The 18,879-nt window shown below is 49.9% G+C and carries 19 protein-coding genes and 1 pseudogene; 6 read left to right on the plus strand and 14 right to left on the minus strand.

All coding sequences use genetic code 11. The features are described 5' to 3' along the window. From Q394_RS0116120 to queC, 5 genes and pseudogenes are all read right to left on the minus strand, one after another. A partial coding sequence (locus Q394_RS0116120) for a transposase (protein WP_028490164.1) occupies positions 1-259 on the minus strand: 259 nt, incomplete at its 3' end. Positions 260-431: 172 nt separating this feature from the next. After that, positions 432-1,265, minus strand: a complete 834-nt coding sequence (locus tag Q394_RS0116125; RefSeq protein ID WP_028490165.1) for a hypothetical protein — start codon at positions 1,263-1,265, stop codon at positions 432-434. A gap of 316 nt (positions 1,266-1,581) precedes the next feature. Further along, positions 1,582-1,701: pseudogene (locus Q394_RS0116135) on the minus strand (IS91 family transposase); the annotation flags it as partial. Positions 1,702-1,972: 271 nt separating this feature from the next. Continuing rightward, positions 1,973-2,575, minus strand: coding sequence for a Uma2 family endonuclease (locus tag Q394_RS0116145; RefSeq protein ID WP_038141845.1), 603 nt, complete (start codon positions 2,573-2,575; stop codon positions 1,973-1,975). 21 nt (positions 2,576-2,596) lie between these two features. Then, positions 2,597-3,289, minus strand: coding sequence for a 7-cyano-7-deazaguanine synthase QueC (gene queC, locus Q394_RS0116150; protein WP_028490168.1), 693 nt, complete (start codon positions 3,287-3,289; stop codon positions 2,597-2,599). A gap of 253 nt (positions 3,290-3,542) precedes the next feature. On the opposite strand from queC, the gene Q394_RS0116155 reads away from it, so the two are divergent. Next, on the plus strand, positions 3,543-4,535 hold the full coding sequence (locus Q394_RS0116155; RefSeq protein WP_028490169.1) for a zinc-binding metallopeptidase family protein: 993 nt from the start codon (positions 3,543-3,545) through the stop codon (positions 4,533-4,535). Here Q394_RS0116155 and Q394_RS0116160 read toward each other — a convergent pair. Next, positions 4,521-5,273 (minus strand): proteasome-type protease, encoded by a 753-nt coding sequence (locus Q394_RS0116160; RefSeq protein ID WP_028490170.1) that lies wholly within the window; start codon positions 5,271-5,273, stop codon positions 4,521-4,523. The genes Q394_RS0116155 and Q394_RS0116160 overlap by 15 nt on opposite strands. A gap of 126 nt (positions 5,274-5,399) precedes the next feature. Between Q394_RS0116160 and Q394_RS0116165 the strand changes: the two genes are divergently transcribed. The 4 genes from Q394_RS0116165 to Q394_RS0116180 all read left to right on the plus strand — a co-directional run bounded on the left by Q394_RS0116165 (position 5,400) and on the right by Q394_RS0116180 (position 10,872). Beyond that, on the plus strand, positions 5,400-6,128 hold the full coding sequence (locus Q394_RS0116165; protein WP_028490171.1) for a UDP-2,3-diacylglucosamine diphosphatase: 729 nt from the start codon (positions 5,400-5,402) through the stop codon (positions 6,126-6,128). After that, positions 6,128-8,806 (plus strand): ABC transporter substrate-binding protein, encoded by a 2,679-nt coding sequence (locus Q394_RS0116170; RefSeq protein ID WP_028490172.1) that lies wholly within the window; start codon positions 6,128-6,130, stop codon positions 8,804-8,806. The genes Q394_RS0116165 and Q394_RS0116170 overlap by 1 nt, the downstream gene beginning before the upstream one ends. A gap of 112 nt (positions 8,807-8,918) precedes the next feature. Then, positions 8,919-9,596 carry a TIGR00153 family protein gene (locus tag Q394_RS0116175; protein WP_028490173.1) on the plus strand — a complete coding sequence of 226 codons (678 nt, stop codon included), beginning with the start codon at positions 8,919-8,921 and terminating at the stop codon, positions 9,594-9,596. 13 nt (positions 9,597-9,609) lie between these two features. Further along, a complete protein-coding gene (locus Q394_RS0116180) occupies positions 9,610-10,872 on the plus strand; it encodes an inorganic phosphate transporter (RefSeq protein ID WP_028490174.1) in 1,263 nt (420 codons plus the stop codon). Here the strand turns inward: Q394_RS0116180 and phoR are convergent. The 8 genes from phoR to Q394_RS22630 form a co-directional block, all read right to left on the minus strand. Beyond that, positions 10,869-12,164, minus strand: a complete 1,296-nt coding sequence (gene phoR, locus Q394_RS0116185) for a phosphate regulon sensor histidine kinase PhoR (protein WP_028490175.1) — start codon at positions 12,162-12,164, stop codon at positions 10,869-10,871. The two genes, Q394_RS0116180 and phoR, sit on opposite strands and share 4 nt — an antisense overlap. After that, on the minus strand, positions 12,164-12,865 hold the full coding sequence (phoB, locus tag Q394_RS0116190) for a phosphate regulon transcriptional regulator PhoB (RefSeq protein WP_028490176.1): 702 nt from the start codon (positions 12,863-12,865) through the stop codon (positions 12,164-12,166). Before phoB ends, phoR begins: the two co-directional genes overlap by 1 nt. 9 nt (positions 12,866-12,874) lie before the next feature. Continuing rightward, on the minus strand, positions 12,875-13,582 hold the full coding sequence (phoU, locus tag Q394_RS0116195) for a phosphate signaling complex protein PhoU (RefSeq protein ID WP_028490177.1): 708 nt from the start codon (positions 13,580-13,582) through the stop codon (positions 12,875-12,877). 22 nt (positions 13,583-13,604) lie between these two features. Next, entirely contained in the window at positions 13,605-14,486 is an 882-nt protein-coding gene (gene pstB, locus Q394_RS0116200; protein WP_211248839.1) for a phosphate ABC transporter ATP-binding protein PstB, read from the minus strand. A 74-nt stretch (positions 14,487-14,560) separates the two neighbouring features. Then, entirely contained in the window at positions 14,561-15,841 is a 1,281-nt protein-coding gene (gene pstA, locus Q394_RS0116205) for a phosphate ABC transporter permease PstA (RefSeq protein WP_028490179.1), read from the minus strand. Positions 15,842-15,854: 13 nt separating this feature from the next. Beyond that, a complete protein-coding gene (gene pstC, locus Q394_RS0116210; protein ID WP_028490180.1) occupies positions 15,855-17,246 on the minus strand; it encodes a phosphate ABC transporter permease subunit PstC in 1,392 nt (463 codons plus the stop codon). A 98-nt stretch (positions 17,247-17,344) separates the two neighbouring features. Then, complete coding sequence (locus tag Q394_RS0116215; RefSeq protein WP_028490181.1) at positions 17,345-18,151, minus strand: GNAT family N-acetyltransferase; 807 nt, start codon at positions 18,149-18,151, stop codon at positions 17,345-17,347. A 92-nt stretch (positions 18,152-18,243) separates the two neighbouring features. Beyond that, positions 18,244-18,402: a hypothetical protein gene (locus Q394_RS22630; protein ID WP_169735913.1), complete on the minus strand. Its 159-nt coding sequence runs from the start codon at positions 18,400-18,402 to the stop codon at positions 18,244-18,246. Positions 18,403-18,598: 196 nt separating this feature from the next. Between Q394_RS22630 and Q394_RS0116225 the strand changes: the two genes are divergently transcribed. Next, the coding region (locus Q394_RS0116225) for a MerR family DNA-binding transcriptional regulator (RefSeq protein ID WP_038141848.1) at positions 18,599-18,879 on the plus strand (281 nt) is incomplete at its 3' end.

Genomic DNA, 18,879 nt, shown 5'->3' on the forward strand with positions numbered 1-18,879 from the left:
CACGGCACGCTGATTCGATTCTGCGGCTACTGATAATGCCACGGCTGTAAGCTAACAGGATGATTTTGAGTAACACCGCTGGGTCAAAAGCGGCTGCACCTTGCACATCATTCTTATAACGTTGGTGGAAGTCTTCAAGGTCAAGTTCCTTATCCACCAAATGACGTAGCGCGTATTCAAACGTACCGGGCAGGATTTGCCGGTCAAAGTCCACAGCCAACAGTTTTACGCCTTGATGGATCGGTTTGTAGCGTGCCATGCCTGCCTACTCATTCTGGTGCTTGTGATGCTTGATTATCCCACAAAATGGCGGTTCGGAGGGTTTTTCTACAGCCTCAACGTTATGGCTGACGGGCGCGGCGGGGAGTAGAAATTAAGATTCATGGGCTGTCACCGCGTCCGTCGTCGAGCTGCTCGTTAGCCAATTATCATTAAAAGCACTTTGAACATTTTTTAAATCCTAGTTCTTCTAAAAAATCATGATCAAATTTATACTCAGGGGTTATAATACTAGTTAAATCTTGTATTATTAAGTCTTTTAGCTTTGTCTTGTAATTATCCCATTCTCTTATAATTTCATGACTTTCATTATAAAGAGGATGCTTTAATGCTTTTTTTGTATTAAATCCAGTGTTAGAAATAATGCGCTTCACCTCATTTGATTGATTTTTATATTTGTGCATTTCTTCTATTATATTAGATATTTCACTTAAAATTTTCTTATGACCGCCCGTGAAAACATTTAAAGATTGCTGACCACTATTTTCTTTATGCACTTCTTTAACATTATTAATGCGGACATTGAATTTTAATTCTACCTTAGCAAAGAATACATCTCTTTTATTTGTATACTCATCAATATTGTTTAGAAAGAAGGTTCTGTAATCTTTAATTTTGTCTTCCGGGATTTCTACAGGTATTTCATAGTTTTCATAAGTTGAGCGAAGAGATATACACTTTTCATCATGATGATAGGCAGGTTTTGATCCTACATATATCCATCGTGAATTTTCATTTTTATTATATTTTTCAATCCTAGCTTTTGCGTTATCATGAAGTGTAATGATTTTTATCTTTAGATCTTCATCTTTAATGCTTTCAAGAACCAAACTAACGGCCGTTAATGTATTTAATTCTGGAGTGGAAAAAAAACCAAGAAATCTTGACTCATAAAACCCACGTATATGATTTACGTCAATTGATTGATAGGATATTAGTCGTGCAATATTTTCTAAGTGAGACTTTGTTATAAACACTTGTGCCATTATTTTTCCTATATTTATTTTTATACTTTTTTAAAAAACATAATATGTTGATTCAACTAATATAAATCGCTCTGTTGCGCTAACGTTAAAGCATTTTATGCCCATCGCCCTGCCAGCCCCTGTTGCCTAATGATTCCCCACCAACCGTTGCCTACCCATTGCCGTCCTGCCTGTTTCCGCCCTGATTGTGGTCAAACATAGCACAGGGTTCTGGGCGTTTCGAGCCATTTTTCCACCGGGCGCAACAGCCGTGTGTGACCGTCCGGGACTGTCTGTTTTTCCTTGCCCAAAGTTAAACCCATCATCCTATTTGCCGTCAGCCATACTCCAACCGTTTGGGCGGGAATGAGTAACGCACCTGCATCATGCCGGTTTTGCAGCAAGGGCAAGGGATGCCGTCAAAGCGGGCAATGGCTTCCAGCGGTTTGTCTGCCACCGTTAAATCTACCGTGGTTGGATTGCTCGCTTTTTCTATTTCCACAAACCCAACGAGTTGCATGATGTAGCTAAAGACGCTACCGCCCTGATCTGCACTGACCCAAAAGACTACAATTTATACTTGATTGAAACGAATGCGCCGATTGTCAATGATTGACCCATTGCCTGAAATTCTATCATAAGCTGACAAAAAATACCCACGTATAATAAGCCAATTTAATCACGATGGCATCTGCCTCAAGAAAGCCTTTGGTGCATTCTAGTGGGCGTTAGGCATCAGGCTCAGCGGGTTGGGTGAAATCAACGCCTTCGTAGATGTCCGCGAGGCTTAGGGTGCATTCGGGGCAGGGCAGCGTTAACGTTTGTTCCAGGTCATCAAACCGTGTCACATCCCAAGCGCCTTCTGCATCACGGTAAAACAGCGTCACTTGTGGCTGATCTTGTGCCACGATCAGGTAAACCTGCAACGATGCCAGCCTTTGGTAAGCGATCAGTTTTTCGGTGAAATCTTTCCATTCGGTGGATTTGGAGGTTACTTCGACGATCAAACACGGCTTTTCCAGATAATATTCATCGGCTTCATCGCGTTGGCAACCGACGATCACATCGGGGTAGTAATAAGATTTGGCACGTTGTGCGCGGACTTTGACATCCGACAGATAGATCTCGCAAGGATTGCCCTGACGATCCGTTAACGACAACTTACGTGCAAAATTTACCGCAATACGGTTATGCCGCCGACTCGTACCCGCCATCGCATACACTACGCCATCCACGTATTCATGGCGTACTTCCGCGATTTTCTCACCCTCCAGATAAGCCTGTTCGGTGATGTACGCGGTATTTTCGGACGTATTTTTTATTGACAGCATGGTGTCGTTCCGCTTGCTACCTTAGGCTTGATCATAGTGCAGCAATAACGGATCAGCAATGCCCGCTTCGGCAAAGCCTTTGGCGCGAAGCTGGCAGGAGTCGCATTGCCCGCACGGTCTGCCGTCAGCAGCGGGGTCGTAGCAACTGCTGGTGAGGCTATAGTCTACGCCCAGTTCCAGCCCCTTGCGGATGATGTCGGCTTTGCTCATCTGGATCAGCGGGGAATGAATGCTGAGCTTATTGCCTTCGACGCCGGTTTTGGTGGCGAGGTTGGCCATGGTTTCAAACGCGGCGATGAATGCCGGGCGGCAGTCGGGGTAGCCGGAATAGTCGAGCGCGTTGATGCCGAGGAAGATGTGTTGCGCTTCCAGCACTTCTGCCCAGCCCAGCGCGAACGAGAGGAAAATGGTGTTGCGGGCAGGTACATAAGTGACGGGAATGCTGGTTTCCATCGTGGCGGTATCGCGGCCTTTGGGTACGTCGATGTCGGCAGTGAGGGCTGAGCCGCCGAAAGCGCGAAGGTTGATGTCGGCGATGACATGTTCCTTGACCTGCATGGCTTGCGCTACCCGTTGCGCGGATTCGAGTTCGACGCTGTGGCGCTGCCCGTAACGGAATGAGAGCGCGTAAGGTTCATAGCCTTGTGCTTTGGCAATGGCGAGGACGGTGGTGGAATCGAGTCCGCCACTGAGAAGGATGACTGCTTTTTTCATGGGATTGCGTGGGCTTGGCTTGGGATTAAGCGGGAATTATGGCGCAGGTGGGGGCGTTACGCTAGTTTGATGCTCAATGAGAGAGGAGATGCATGGCATTAGGTGGAGCTATCATGGATAGGTCACGGTAGGGTGGTTCGTGTTAAGCTGCTTGTCTCCACCTATGAGAATCCGTGTCCATGAAATATATTCAAAATCTCAATCAAGTTTTCTCAAGTGACAGTGGTTTCAACAGTAATGTCAGGTTTTTGCCATGAGGCGTTTCCACTGCGTTTGTGGGCAGGAAGTTTTTTTCGAGGAAAGTGTGTGTCCCGCCTGCCATAGTCCTTTGGGGTTTAACCCGGCAACCTTGAGAATGGTGGTGCTGACTGATGAGCCTACCCTGCGTACTTGCGCACTCCGTTATCATCCCGTGGGTTGTAATTGGATGCTGGCTGAGGGCGATAACCATCGACAATGCCGTTCCTGCCGTTTGACTCGCACGGTTCCCCAGCAAAATATTCCTATTAATGTTCAGCGTTGGAAGGTATTGGAGCGTGCCAAACGGCGTTTGGTGTATTCATTTATCATGCTGGGTTTGCCGGTGGTGACGCGGATGCAAGACCCAGACGAAGGTTTGGCGTTTGATTTCTTGGAAGACCAGCGCACCAATCCGTTGGTGAAAAAAAAGATTGTGTATACCGGGCATCATAATGGGGTGATTACCTTGCACGTTGCCGAAGCGGATGATGCTTACCGTGCGAAAACCCGCGAGCAGATGAACGAAAGTTACCGTACTGTGTTGGGTCATATGCGCCATGAAATGGGGCATTATTATTGGGATAAGTTGATACGGGGTTCGGTGTGGTATCCGCGCTTCCGCTACCTGTTTGGTGGGGAAGAGGATTACCGTGAGTCAATGGATAACTATTACGCTTATGGCCCTGTGCCTAAGTGGGAAAAACGTCATGTTAGCGCTTATGCCAGTGCCCACCCGTGGGAGGATTGGGCGGAAACATGGGCGCACTACCTGCATATCATGGATACGCTGGAAACTGCCGCCGGTTTTGCGGTGATCCATCGAAGTACGGCGCATTCCCGCGACTTCCATCTGTTGATGGGAGAGTGGCGGCAACTGACGCTGATGATGAATGCTTTGAACCGCAGCATGGGGCAGCGTGATTCCTACCCCTTCACGCTGTCTCGACAGGTGATTGTAAAACTGCGCTTTATCCACCAATTGGTCACAGGTTTAGAGAGCACGTAAGTAGCCGTTTGGCTGTACTTGGCTTGTCTCTAGACGTGGCATGGAGCGGAATGCCTGATTTAGGTGATGCGCCCATTCTTGACGGATTGCTAGCAAATAAGGGTCTTCGGCATCGAACTTGTAATGCTTGGGCGTGGTGAATTGATCACGTTTGTAGATCAGTACTTCAATCGGCGGCCCTACGCTGGCGTTACTTTTCATGGTGGAATCCATGGAGATCAGTGAGCAGATCGCAGCATCTTCCAATGAGGTTTCATTGGTTAGGAAGCGGTCGAGCACAGGCTTGCCGTATTTACTTTCGCCAATTTGCAGGTAGGGTGTTTCATTGGAGGATGTGATGTAGTTTCCCTGTGGGTAGATCATATACAGGTTTGGTTCACGCCCCTGAATTTGTCCGCCTAACACCAGTGTGGCATCCGCGATAAAGCCGCCTTGCTCATTGTGTTTGCGAATGAGATTGACTAAAATTTCACCCAAATAATCTGCCACATCGGCTAAATAACCCATATTATTAATATTTCTGGGTTTTCCTTCGTGTACGTCACGTTTGACCTGTTGAATAACGGCTTGAGTGGTTGCCAAATTGCCCGCACTTAAAATAACCAAGAAACGATCAGGTGTCGTTTCGCATTGATACATTTTGCTGTAGGTACTGACATTATCAATACCTGCATTGGTACGGGAGTCGGATGTCAGGACAAGTCCTGCATCAAGAGAAACGCCTACACAATATGTCATGTTCTGTCAGTTCTAGGTAGTTTAAAGTAAGGATAACTTATTAGACTCTGTGCGACAGGTCAACGTTCTATTAGATTTGTTTTTTAATTCACGACAAAAATGTCGGCTGATCAATAAAGAGTAACTATGACTAGCTGGTTTATTGCTGATCTGCATCTTGATGCTTCTCGCCCTCGGGTAACTCAATTGCTGATAACGTTTCTGCAACAAGTGAAGGGCCAGGCAGATGCGCTCTATATTCTGGGGGATTTGTTTGAGTATTGGGTGGGTGATGATGCGTTAGACAGCGTTCATGCCGCTCATTTTTTACCCGTTATAACCCGTTTACGTGAGGTGAGTGATAGTGGTGTTGCGCTGTATTTCATGCATGGTAACCGTGATTTTCTGGTAGGTGAACGATTTGCCGAATCGACAGGTTGCACTTTGTTACCAGAGCAGTGCCTGATCGATCTCTATGGTACGCCGACCCTGTTGTTGCACGGTGATACCCTGTGTACGGATGATGTGGATTACCAGCAGGTACGCAAGCTGTTCCGTAACCCGCAGTGGCAACAGCAATTTTTAGCCTTGTCGCTGGATGAGCGTATTCGTCAGGCTGAAGCGATGCGGATGCAAAGCCGAATCAGTATGCAGGGCAAGGCGGAAACCATTCTGGACGTGAATCAGCAGGCAGTAAACACTGCTTTACGTTGCATGGGTGTGTCATGCATGATACATGGGCATACGCACCGTCCAGCCGTGCATGAGTTTGTGTTGGATGGGGCGCTTATGCAGCGAGTTGTCTTGGGTGATTGGCACGAAGACAAGGGTAGTTTTTTACAAGTAGGCGTTGGCCAGATGAAATTGGAGTGTTAATGGTTCGTTATCTGGCATGGTTATTTTGTTGGGTGTATTTACTGGCGTTTAATCAGGCAATTGCTTCCTCTCCTCCGTTAGAGCCGATTACGCTGCAACTGAAATGGAAGCCTCAATTCCAGTTTGCTGGTTATTATGCTGCGCAGGAAAAAGGCTTTTTTCGTGACGAAGGCTTGGATGTTACGCTGAAACCCGGTGGAGCTGATATTGCACCTTTGACCGAAGTGTTAGAAGGCCGGGCGCAATACGCTATTGAAGCGGGCGAGTTGGTTTATTACCGTTTACAGGGCAAGCCTGTGGTGGCGGTTGCCAGCATTTTTCAGCATTCCCCGGCGGTACTGATGACCTTGGGTAAGTCGGGGTTGCGGACGCCGCATGATTTAGCGCACAAACGTATTGGTCTTCTGATGGGGGGGAAGCCGATCGTTGAAGTATCGGCCATGTTCGTTAATGAAGGGGTATCACTGGAGGCGTTGGCATTAGCACCTAACCGAACAGGGATGGATGCCTTGTTAAACGGGCAGGTGGATGCAGAATACGGTTATATGACGAATGAGCCGTTTCTTAATGAGCAGGCTGGACGTGATGTTCATTATATCCAACCCGTTAATTATGGCGTGGATTTTTACGGTGACACCCTGTTTACCACTGAGCGACAAGTACAAGAACACCCGGCGCAAGTAGCAGCTTTGAACCGTGCTGTGATTCGGGGGTGGAGTTATGCGTTGGAAAACCCGGATGAAATCATTGATAGCCTCCTGAAGCATTACCCAAATTTACATCGCGATGCCTTGCAGTTTGAAGCGGAGCACATTCGCGAGTTGATCAAGCCGGATATTGTTCAAATTGGGCACATGAACAGTGAGCGTTGGCGGCGGATGGCGGATACCTTCGTGAAACTGGGGATGGTCAACGATACGACTCAGTTAGAGGGTTTTTTGTATGACCCGGAGGCAAAACCAGATGCCCGCTGGGCGTGGTGGATGTTAGGTGGTTTGGGTGTGGTGGCACTGCTGGGATTTGTTGGTAGCGGCATGGTGGCATGGGTTAATGGGCGTTTGCAGGAAAAACATGCGTTGCTGCAACAAACCATGCAGGCACGCGCAGAGAGTGAACGTTTACTGGAGGAAAGCCAGCGCTCCTTGCAAAGCTTGATTGGTAATTTGCCGGGTATGGCTTATCGCTGTCGGAACGATAGCTTTTGGACAATGGAGTTCGTTAGTGAGGGCTGTGAAGCATTGACCGGTTATCCACCGGCGTGGTTGATTGAGTCACAGCGGCTAAGTTTTGCTAGCTTGATTCACCTGGATGATCAGGAGCGTGTAGCATCGTCTGTGAATGCTGCGAGTCGTGAGCAAACGACTTTTCAGTTGAGTTATCGAATTCGGCATCGTTCAGGTGAGTGGCGCTGGGTGTGGGAGCAGGGGCATTGTGCGATCTACGATGATGCGGGACAGCCTGTATTGTTGGAAGGTTTGATCATGGATATTACTTCCCAGATCGATGCCCAACAAAAATTGCAGCAAGCCAAGGAACAAGCGGATGCAGCAACCCGGGCAAAATCCATCTTTCTTGCCAATATTAGCCATGAAATTCGTACACCGCTGAATGCAGTAACGGGTTTAGCGCAATTGTTACAGAGGGAAAATTTGCAGGGTAAGCAGCGTGATTACGCTGAGCAACTTCACAGTTCCTCTAAGTTGTTATTGGGGATTGTGGAGGATGTGATGGACTTTTCCAGTATAGAGGCTGGGGATGTGATGTTGCGCCCGATACCGTTCAATTTACACGGCATCCTGCAAAGTGTTCGGCATATCGTGCAGGATGAGGCACACGTTAAAGGGCTTAACTTCCTTATTGAGGTGCAGGAGAATCTCCCAGCGGTACTCATAGGTGATCCCTTGCGTTTGAGCCAAGTGCTTAATAACTTGTTGGTGAATGCCATCAAGTTTACCAATAAAGGTTCTGTTTCTCTTTCTGTCAGCGAAAAATCGCGGGTAGCAGGACAAATCAGGCTGCAATTTAGTGTGCGTGATACGGGTGTAGGGATTCCTGCGAATCAGCGTGATAATTTGTTTGAGCCTTTTTTGCGAATTGATTCGGGGGAACAGGAAGCAGTGAAGGGGGCTGGTTTGGGTTTATCCATCAGCCGTTGCTTAGTCGCCTTGATGGGGGGAGAAATTGAGGTGGCAAGCATTCCGGGTGTGGGCAGCGAGTTTTCTTTTTGTGCTGATTTTGACGATACCGTCCTTCAAGTGCTATCACCCGAAATCCCTGAGTTTTCTGAAGAGGTAGCAGCAGCGGCGTTGGCAGATGCACATATTCTGTTGATTGATGATGACATGTTGAACCGTTTCATCAGTGTTGAGCTGTTGCAGAACTTTGGCTGTTCTGTGGAGAGTGCTGAAAATGCTGTTCAAGCGCTTGCCGCACTGGAGCGCGGAACCTTCAGCCTGATATTGATGGATATTGAGTTGCCGGGGATGAAAGGCGATGAGCTAACGCGCCAGCTTCGAAGAGATCCGCGTTGGCAGCATATACCGATTATTGCTCTGACTGCTCACGCGACGACTACGATCCGTGAGCAGTGTTTGGCCAATGGTATGAATGACTACTTAGCTAAGCCATTTGAGCTGGCTCAATTACAAGCCATGTTATTGCGTTGGTTGGTTGATTAATCTGGCACAGATGGCACTAGAATTTTAACATAACCTTAACATTTAGCTTTGATTCAGCCAGCAAGCTATTCATACTATCCGCGTTTTTTCTAGCTTTGGAAAGGTAAGTGTCATGCCTAAAAACCCTATAGCAGGATTGTTCGGCAAATCGCCGATACGCCCCCTTCAGGAGCACATGTACTGTGTTTACAAGGGAATCAAACAGTTAGTCATGCTGGCTGAAGGGATGAATAGCGATGATGAGCAACAAATTACTGCTGCACACCAAGCTATTGTGGACAGCGAGCACCTCGCCGATGACATGAAAAAGGATTTGCGTCACAACTTGCCGCGCGGATTTTTCATGCCAGTTGATCGTCGTGATTTGCTGGATGTGTTGTGGATGCAAGATCAAATCATCAATCAAGCCAAGGATATTGCCGGGATGGTGGTCGGGCGCAAAATGCGTTTGCCAGAAAACATGCAAGAGCTATTCCTGAAATACACCCAGCGTTGCGTGGCAGCAGTCAAGCAGGCATTGGATATCATCAATGAGTTGGATGAGTTGCTCGAAACAGGTTTCCGGGGCATGGAAGTCGATCGTGTAGAGGCAATGCTCGCAGAGTTAGGCCGTATTGAGAGCCAAACCGATGAATGTCAGGTTGAGCTGCGCAAAATCCTGTTTACGCTGGAAGACAGCTTGCGCCCGACCGATGTGATGTTTACCTACCGCTTGATTGAGTGGATGGGTAGGGTCGCTGATGATGCCCAACGTGTGGGCAGCCGTTTACAACTGATGCTGGCACGTTAACAGGGGATTTCTGATGGAATTTTTGACTGATACGACGACGATTTATATCGCCCTCGCGGCGATTTTTGGCGTTTTCATGGCATGGGGGATTGGTGCAAATGACGTTGCCAATGCGATGGCGACTTCGGTTGGCTCCAAATCCATTACGATCAAACAGGCGCTGATCATTGCGGCCATTTTTGAATTCGCGGGTGCATACCTTGCGGGTGGGCAGGTGACAGAAACCATCCGTAATGGCTTGGTGGATATGGATGCCTTTAGCGCCAACCCGGAGTTGTTGGTGTGGGGCATGTTAGGCTCGCTATTGGCAGCAGGGACATGGCTGTTAGTGGCCAGTTTACGCGGTTGGCCGGTGTCTACCACGCACAGTATCGTCGGTGCCGTGGTCGGCTTTGCTGCGGTAGGGGTGGGTGTGGATGCGGTCAACTGGAGTACGGTGGGTACGACAGCAATCAGTTGGGTCTTTTCACCGATGATTTCCGGGGTGCTGGCTTTCCTGATTTTTATGAGCCTTCAGAAGCTGGTTTTGAACACTAAAAACCCGTTTCAGAATGCCATCAAATACGGGCCGTTTTACCTGTTTATGGTGGGGTTCGTGCTGTCCTTATTGACGATCAAAAAAGGGCTGAAACACGTTGGTCTGCATCTGGATAATGGCATGGATCTGGTGTTGTCGGTGGTGGTCGGCATCATGATTGCTTTGCTGGGTCGCTTATTGATTAGTCGGGTGAAATTTGACGAGAAAATTGACAGACGCTTCCATTTTGCCAACGTGGAAAAGATTTTTGCGGTGATGATGGTTTTCACCGCATCTGCTATGGCGTTTGCGCATGGCTCCAACGATGTGGCGAATGCAGTAGGGCCAATGGCTGCGGTGATTGATGTGGCTCACAGTGGTGTTATAGCAGCGAAATCCAGTGTTCCCTCTTGGGTCTTATTAGTGGGGGCGATTGGTATTGTAGTCGGACTAGGGACTTACGGTTACAAAGTTATCCAGACGGTTGGCAACAAGATTACCGAATTGACGCCTACCCGTGGTTTTTCGGCAGAAATTGCGACGGCGATGACGGTGGTCATGGCATCGTATACGGGGATTCCGGTTTCGACCACGCATACCTTGGTGGGCGCGATTCTGGGGGTTGGTTTCGCCCGTGGCATTGCCGCTATTGATCTACGTGTTGTTGGCGGAATCTTCATGTCATGGGTTGTTACATTGCCTGCCGGTGCATTGCTGTCCGTGTTGTTTTTCTATTTGTTGCGCGGGATTTTCGTTTAATCCAATACCCGCTTGGCTGGGAAACAAGCCCGGAAGCTGGTGCGTCCGGGTTTGCTCTCAATCTTCAAGGTGCCGTTATGCCATTGCATGACGTGCTTCACGATCGCTAATCCCAACCCTGTGCCACCGCTGGCACGTGAACGTCCCTCATCGACGCGGTAAAAGCGTTCGGTTAGGTGTGGCAAATGTTTTTCAGGGATACCGGGGCCATTATCTTCCACGCTGAAACACGCTTGCCCGTCTGCTTCACTGTGCCAGCGGATGTAGATGGTTGTGCCGGGTGGGGTGTGTTTGACTGAATTTGCCAGCAGGTTGGTAATGACGCTGTTGATATCTTTTTCCGAGCCGCAGATGCACAAGTCGGGTTCTATCTGCGTTTCTAGTCTATGGGTGTCGGCTGCCAGCGTATCGCGAATAGCCTGGATGCTGTTTTCCAACATGGCAGGCATATCGACACGGTTGCCCATTAGCGGCGTGGTTTCTTGGCTTTCCAGCCGTGACAGTGCCAGCATGTCGCTGATGATTTGCTGCATCCGGGCGGCTTGTTCGCGGGATTGCTGTAAGGGTGCTAGCAAGTATTCTGGCAATTCCGGGTCTTGCTCAAACAGTTCCATATAGCCAGTCAGTACCGTTAACGGCGTGCGCAATTCGTGGGAAGCGTTGGCGATAAAGGCTTTGCGGGTTTTCTGCAATTGCACGCCTTCGCTGATGTTGCGCACGCTCAAGACCCTTGAGCCACCTTGCAAGGGCAGCAGTCTTGCCCGTAAGGTCAGGTTGCTGTTGCGTGGTGAGGGGAACGTCACCTTGCGTTCACTGTTTTCCTCCAGCAACTTGTGTAAATCAGGGTTGCGCAACAGTGTATCGATGCGTTTTCCCCTGTCGTTATTGTCGATGATACCCAATAACTTTGCGGCTGATTTGTTTGCCCACTGAATGTGGTTATCAGCATCCAGTAAAATGGCTGCATCCGGCAAGGCTGACAGGACATTATCAAAGCGCGTCAGTAATTCCTGCTGCTTGCGTTTGCGCTCCTGACTTTTCTGCTGGGCTTTGTGAAACAGGTAAGCAATTTGTTCCCAAGCACCATCACTGTCGGGCATTTCTTCAGGTTTTTGTCCATTGGTGAGCCAGCGCTGTAATTGGTACAGTTTGTATAGCATCCAGCCGATATAGCTGAGTAATACCAGTATCATAATCGGCAGGGGGTACGGGGTAAACCACGCCACCAGCGCACCACAGCCAATCACTAAGCCAAAGCGGTAACGCTCGACACTCCAATAATCAACAACCATTACTCACCTGTTGTTTCGGCTGCACTGAACAAGTAACCTGCGCCGCGTACCGTTTGGATAACGTTTTCCGCTGCGTAGGTCTTCAAGGTTTTGCGCAAGCGTAACACATGCACATCAACGGTGCGTTCTTCGATGTAGGTGTTTTGCCCCCATACGAAGTCGAGTAATTGGGCGCGGGAATAGACCTTTTCCGGGTGCTGCATGAAAAATTCCAGCAACCGGTATTCGGTCGTTCCCAAATGCACGGGTGTGCCGTCAATGCGCAATTGGTGCGCATCCTGATTTAGTTGCAAGCGTCCGGCGTTAATGATGCGCTGTTCGTCAAAGCCATCGGTGCGGCGCAACAGTGCTTTGATTCGCGCACTCAGGGCTTTGAGCGAGACGGGTTTGACGAGGTAATCGTCTGCACCTGCATCCAGCCCGTGGATCATGTCATCCTCTTCGCTTTTGGCGGTGAGCATGATGATGGGAATGTCGCGGGTCAGTGGGTCACTGCGGAAACGGCGAATCAGTTCAGGGCCAGATAAATCCGGCAGCATCCAGTCCACCAACATCAGGTCGGGTAACTGGTTTGCTGCCAAATCGCGGGCGGCACGGGCATCGGGCGCTTCCATGACGGTGTAGCCTTCCCGCTCCAGTGAGAAGCGGATCATGGCACGAATAGCCGCTTCATCCTCTATACACAGGATGTGTTTCTTCATGGAGCCAACTTACTCACCGAGGATGGTTTCACGTATTTTGTCGAGATTGGTGTGGCGTACATCTTTGCCTTTTACCAGATAAATCACGTATTCGCAGATGTTTTTGCAATGGTCGCCAATGCGTTCCAGTGAGCGGGCGCACCACGTCACATTCAGGCTGTCTTTGATATTGCGGGGGTCTTCCAGCATCCGGGTGTAGAGTTGGCGCGTAATGGAGTCGAATTCATCATCGACTTGCTGGTCGTTTTTGACTACTTGCATGGCTTGTTCAACATCCAGACGTGCTAAGGCATCCAGTGTTTCGCTCAACATGGTTTTTACGTGTCCACTCAAGTGACGCAGGGAGCTGTGCAAGCCACCGTAAGTCGGGGTTTCAGCCATTTCGACCGCATAACGCCCGACTTTTTCGGCTTCATCACCAATGCGCTCAAGGTCGGTAATGACTTTGATAATGGTGATCAGCAAGCGTAAGTCACTGGCAGCCGGTTGACGACGCGCAATGATTTCGGCGCAGTGCTCGTCAATCGCAACTTCCATTGAGTTGATTTCGTAGTCAGAAAACGAGACTTTTTCACCTAAGGAGCTGTCGCGTTCCAGCAGGGCTTTGATGGCATTGGTGACCTGAGTTTCCACCAGACCACCCATGGTCATCAGCTTGCTACGAGCTTCTTCCAGCTCATGGTTATATTTTTGGGATGTGTGTTGCGTCGTATTCATGTCTTCCATACCCTTTGCCGCCTTAGCCGAAGCGGCCTGTTATGTAATTTTCAGTTAATTGGTGTTGCGGGTTGGTGAAGACCGTTTTGGTGTCATTCAACTCAACCAGATAACCCATGTGGAAGTAAGCGGTGCGTTGTGAAATCCGCGCCGCCTGTTGCATGGAGTGGGTTACAATGCAAATAGTAAAGCTTGCACGTAATTCGTCAATCAATTCTTCAATCGTGGCGGTCGCAATCGGGTCAAGGGCGGAGGTGGGTTCATCCATCAGGATGACTTCTGGGCTGACCGCAATGGTACGCGCAATACACAGCCGTTGCTGTTGACCACCGGAAAGCCCAGTGCCGGGTGATTGCAAACGGTCTTTCACTTCCTTGAACAAACCCGCTTTGGTGAGGCTTTGTTCTACAATATCATCCAGCTCGGCGCGGTTAGCGGCCAAGCCATGCAGGCGCGGGCCATACGCAACGTTGTCGTAAATGGATTTAGGGAAGGGGTTGGGCTTTTGAAATACCATGCCGACACGGGCGCGGAGCAGTACCGGGTCTTGTTCCTTGTCGTGAATATCTTCACCGTCGAGCCTGATGTCGCCAGTTACGCGGCAGCCTTCGATGGTGTCATTCATGCGGTTCATGCAGCGCAGGAAGGTGGATTTGCCGCAGCCGGAAGGGCCGATCATGGCAATGACTTCGTTGCGGCCGATATCCATATTCACATCAAAAATGGCTTGCTTGTCGCCGGAGTAAAATACATTCACATCCCGGCAAAAGAATTTCGCATCCTTGCCATCCAGATATGGCTTGCCAATCGTGCCGCTGATGGTATGGGAAAATTCTTCACGACCACCGCTGGTGGCGGTATTTACTTTGGCTACTGTTGTCATATCAAGGGTTGCTTCCATCATCGAGTTCACCTTATCGTCAAAAGGTTAAGGGAATTTGGGTAAATGTCATATGTAATAATGTGTATTAACGCAACTCACCAGCGCCGCTCAAAGCGTTTACGCAGTATGACGGCGATCAGGTTCATCGACACCAGAAACGTGAGTAGCACCATAATAGCGGCAGACGTCCGCTCAGTGAAGGCGCGTTCCGGGCTGTCTGCCCACAAATAGATTTGTACGGGTAATACGGTGGAAGGTGAGGTCACACTGTCTGGTACATCCATGATGAAGGCAATCATGCCGATCATCAGCAGGGGGGCGGTTTCCCCCAAGGCGTGCGCCATGCCAATGATTGTGCCGGTCAGGATGCCGGGCATCGCCAACGGCAATACATTCTGAAACACCGTTTGGGTTTTGGATGCACCGATACCCAACGCACCCTCGCGGATAGAGGGTGGAACGGAGCGTAACGCTGCCCGTGATGCAATGATAATCGTTGGCAACGTCATCAAGGTCAATACCAGACCCCCTATCAGTGGGGCAGAACGTGGCAAACCAAACAGTTGGATAAACACCGCAAGACCCAGCAAACCAAACACGATGGACGGCACGGCGGCGAGGTTATTGATGTTCACCTCAATCAAATCCACCCAGAAATTATTCTTGGGCGCAAACTCTTCCAGATACAAAGCCGCCGCCACCCCAATCGGGAAGGACAGTGATAATGTCACTAGTAAGGTGTAGAAAGAGCCCACCAATGCACTCAAAATTCCCGCTTCTTCCGGTTCGCGTGAGTCGCCACGGGTGAAGAAGGTAGTATTGAACTTACTGTCAATACGCCCTTCCGCTTCAAGCTTGTCCAGCCAGACCAACTGGAAATCTTTAATACGGCGGTCACCCTCAGGAAGGGTGCGGTCGATATTGCCTTTGTAATACACGTCAATATCATCATCTGCCAACACCCAGACGGATTGTGTCGTGCCGATCAATTGCGGGTCGTCCATCACCATGCGCTGCAATTCGTATTGCGCATCACCACTCACCAAGCCCTTGAGGGCTTTTTTCTCTTTACGATCGGTTACACCGGGGAGCAGCGTATTCAAGCTGTTCAAGACAGCGGTATTGTAATTGGCCATGCGCAATTGTTCAGGTGTGGCGTCGGTGCTGACACCCAAGGTTGGTGCATCCAACTGCACATCCAGCTTGATGTAGGTGCTGCTGAAGGCGGGAAGACCCTTGCCAACAATATCGGTCAGCAAAATCACCAGAAACAAAAGGCTCAAGGCAATCGAAGCCAGACCATAAAAACGGAAGCGTTTTTCTTTCGCGTAACGTTTTCCAAGGGTCGCTTTCACTTTTTCAGTCGTCGTACTCATGACAGTGCTCCGTTTAATCGTATTGTTCGCGGTATTTGCGCACGATATGCAACGCAACCACGTTCAGAATCAAGGTGACAACAAACAGGCTTAACCCTAAGGCAAACGCCGCGAGCGTTTTCGCACTGTCAAATTCTTGGTCGCCGGTCAGCAGGGTGACGATTTGCACGGTCACAGTGGTCACAGCTTCCAGCGGATTAATAGTCATATTAGCTGCTAGCCCGGCGGCCATGACCACGATCATGGTTTCACCGATAGCGCGGGAAGCTGCCAACAGGAATGCGCCGACAATGCCCGGCAATGCGGCGGGTATAATGACTTGTTTGATGGTTTCCGACTTGGTAGCACCCATGCCGTAAGAGCCATCGCGCATTGCTTGTGGCACAGCGTTGATCACGTCATCCGATAACGACGACATAAACGGAATGATCATAATGCCCATGACCAGCCCGGCAGCCAGCGCACTTTCAGAAGCCACGCTCAGACCGAATGATTCGCCCATGCTGCGGATAAGCGGTGCAACGGTCAGGGCAGCAAAGAAGCCGTAAACCACAGTGGGGATACCCGCAAGGATTTCCATGGCGGGTTTGGCATACGCTCGCAAGGTCGGGCTGGCGTATTCTGAGAGGTAAATCGCCGACATCAGACCCAGCGGTACGGCAATTAGCAAGGCGATGGCCGAGATCAGCAGCGTACCTACGAAAAGTGGAATCGCCCCGAATGAACCAGAGCTACCTGCCTGATCAGCGCGTAGCGCGGTTTGCGGGCTCCAATGCGTTCCGAACAGGAAGTCCGTGGCAGGGACTTGCCCAAAGAAGCGGAAAGATTCAAACAATACGGAGAACACAATGCCTAGGGTCGTCAAAATGGCGATGGAGGCGCAGCCAATCATGATGATTTGCACCACCCGTTCCACTTGGTTGCGTGCGCGGGTTTTGGGTTTGACATGACGCAAGCCGATGAATGTCCCCGCAATCGCTAGCGCCAATACCAGCAGCGTTTTGATGATATTGCTCAGGGATTGCATCTGTTGGTAGTCTTCTGCTGCCGCTTTGAATAGGGGATCAGCCGTCGCTAGCCGCTCGGGATTATGCACCAGATTGAGGATGCGGTTACTGATAAGGCTGCGTTCATCGGCAGATTTATCCTGATATTCAGCAGGTATATGCGACATCATGCTAGAAGTCAGTAGTGGTTTTTCCAGTGTTGACCACAAGACAAACACTAACAGGGCAGGGATAATAGCCCATGCTACGACCAGATAACCGTAGTAACTGGGCAGGGAATGCAGGTTATTACCACCGCGTTGCATGGGGGTGGCTAGCGCCAGCGAGCGTTTGCGGCCAATGTAGTAACTGAACGCGGCTAGCACTATTAGCGTTAGCAAAATACCCAAGGTACTCATGAAAACTCCTGATTGGGGGCTGTATAACCAGATTGATGTGTCGCGCCCCGGATTGTAAGCGCTAAATATGACAATATTGTTACAGGTTGTGAACGGTTTCAGGCTGCCCGTAATAAACCTGTGTTGCTGTCGGTGTTACGTTTCAGGCTGCCTTGCACAAAATGGCGATGGTAGCGGGTATTGAGGTTGTTTACATCCAGCAGGATGAAAATATCGGCTACGTTGAAATCAGGGTCGAGGCAAGGTTCACCCGCTACCCATGCGCCGAGTTTCAGGTAGGCTTTTAGCAGGGGTGGCATGTTGATTTTGGCAGCCGGGACGGCGGGTAGTAGGTGCATCAGGGGGCGGACGCGCAGTTCAGCCGGGGCGAGGTTGTTGGCGCGGGTTTCTTGCATGATGGCGGAGGCTTGTGCGCCGCCGTCGTTCATGCTGATGCTGGCGCACCCGAACATAAAGTCGACGCGGTGCATTTCCATGAATTGCGCCAGACCCAGCCATAACATACCGATGCCTGCACCGTTACGGAAGTCGGCGTGAATGCAGGTGCGCCCGATTTCAATCGCAGTGCCTTTTAACTGCGGGAACAGACCGCGCAGGTCGAATTCGTTTTCGGAATAAAAGCTGCCTGCTTTGCGGGCATTCGGTGTGGTGAGGATGCGGGTGGAACCGACTACGGCATGGGTGTCGGTACGGCGTACCAGCAGGTGGTGGCAATAGTCGTCGTAATGGTCGCGGTCGATGCCTTCCGCCGCGCTTTCCAGTTGTGCGCCTTGTTCTTTGGCGAAGATTTCGTAGCGCAGGCGTTGGGATGCGTAAATGTCTTGCGGTGTGGTGGCAAGTTCTACCCGCAGTTGTGGCAGGTGGGGGCGTAAGTGTTGGTGGTCGTGGTGAATAGCGGCTGTCATGGGTTGCACTCCTTTCATAGTATCGCGCTAGCTTATGAAAGGAGAATGACAACCGAATGACGGTTATTTTTCAGGGAGGTTAAATGTGGGGGCTAGCCTATTCGCCATACCAGATTCAGACGTTGCCAATGCGTTCGTAACACCGTTTTGTGGGCATCTTGCATCGGCAAATCTGCTATTGCAGCAGGCCATAAATTGCGGGCGCGTTCCAGTGTGTCATACAGCGCCGTTTCGATAATAGGCCAAGCCACTCCGCTCTTGTTTGCCCATTGCTGAAAGTGTTGCCAGTCCAGCTTGTACCAGTCTTTTTGATTGCCAAGATTTAACGCGGCGCGTGTTTCACCGACAATGTAGGCTTGGGTGTAGAGGATGTCATACGCCGGGGCAAGCTCTGGGGTTTGAACAGTTCGATTAAAATCTAATTAAATCTACTCTATACTAATCAATATGAATAGATTAGTCCCGATCAGTGAAGCCTCAAAACTCCTTGGTGTGTCAGTTCCCACCCTGCGCCGCTGGGAAGCGGAAGGTCGGTTAATCCCAGAACACACCTCCGGTAACCACCGCCGTTACGATATGTTGAAACTCAAGCCGGAGCTATTCCGTGCCACAGAAGATAGCCGTAAGACGCTTGCCTACGCCCGCGTATCCAGCCACGACCAAAAAGACGATTTGGAACGCCAAAAGCAAGTGCTGGAACTCTATTGTGCCCAACAGGGCTGGACGTT

It is taken from the genome of Thiothrix lacustris DSM 21227, assembly GCF_000621325.1.
Classification (GTDB): Bacteria; Pseudomonadota; Gammaproteobacteria; order Thiotrichales; family Thiotrichaceae; genus Thiothrix; species Thiothrix lacustris.

Coding starts and splice junctions, on each gene's coding strand:
- Q394_RS0116125 (WP_028490165.1), bottom strand. CDS start 1,265: ATGGCACAAGTGTTTATAACAAAGTCTCACTTAGAAAATATTGCACGA.
- Q394_RS0116145 (WP_038141845.1), bottom strand. CDS start 2,575: ATGCTGTCAATAAAAAATACGTCCGAAAATACCGCGTACATCACCGAA.
- queC (WP_028490168.1), bottom strand. CDS start 3,289: ATGAAAAAAGCAGTCATCCTTCTCAGTGGCGGACTCGATTCCACCACC.
- Q394_RS0116155 (WP_028490169.1), top strand. CDS start 3,543: ATGAGGCGTTTCCACTGCGTTTGTGGGCAGGAAGTTTTTTTCGAGGAA.
- Q394_RS0116160 (WP_028490170.1), bottom strand. CDS start 5,273: ATGACATATTGTGTAGGCGTTTCTCTTGATGCAGGACTTGTCCTGACA.
- Q394_RS0116165 (WP_028490171.1), top strand. CDS start 5,400: ATGACTAGCTGGTTTATTGCTGATCTGCATCTTGATGCTTCTCGCCCT.
- Q394_RS0116170 (WP_028490172.1), top strand. CDS start 6,128: ATGGTTCGTTATCTGGCATGGTTATTTTGTTGGGTGTATTTACTGGCG.
- Q394_RS0116175 (WP_028490173.1), top strand. CDS start 8,919: ATGCCTAAAAACCCTATAGCAGGATTGTTCGGCAAATCGCCGATACGC.
- Q394_RS0116180 (WP_028490174.1), top strand. CDS start 9,610: ATGGAATTTTTGACTGATACGACGACGATTTATATCGCCCTCGCGGCG.
- phoR (WP_028490175.1), bottom strand. CDS start 12,164: ATGGTTGTTGATTATTGGAGTGTCGAGCGTTACCGCTTTGGCTTAGTG.
- phoB (WP_028490176.1), bottom strand. CDS start 12,865: ATGAAGAAACACATCCTGTGTATAGAGGATGAAGCGGCTATTCGTGCC.
- phoU (WP_028490177.1), bottom strand. CDS start 13,582: ATGAATACGACGCAACACACATCCCAAAAATATAACCATGAGCTGGAA.
- pstB (WP_211248839.1), bottom strand. CDS start 14,486: ATGATGGAAGCAACCCTTGATATGACAACAGTAGCCAAAGTAAATACC.
- pstA (WP_028490179.1), bottom strand. CDS start 15,841: ATGAGTACGACGACTGAAAAAGTGAAAGCGACCCTTGGAAAACGTTAC.
- pstC (WP_028490180.1), bottom strand. CDS start 17,246: ATGAGTACCTTGGGTATTTTGCTAACGCTAATAGTGCTAGCCGCGTTC.
- Q394_RS0116215 (WP_028490181.1), bottom strand. CDS start 18,151: ATGACAGCCGCTATTCACCACGACCACCAACACTTACGCCCCCACCTG.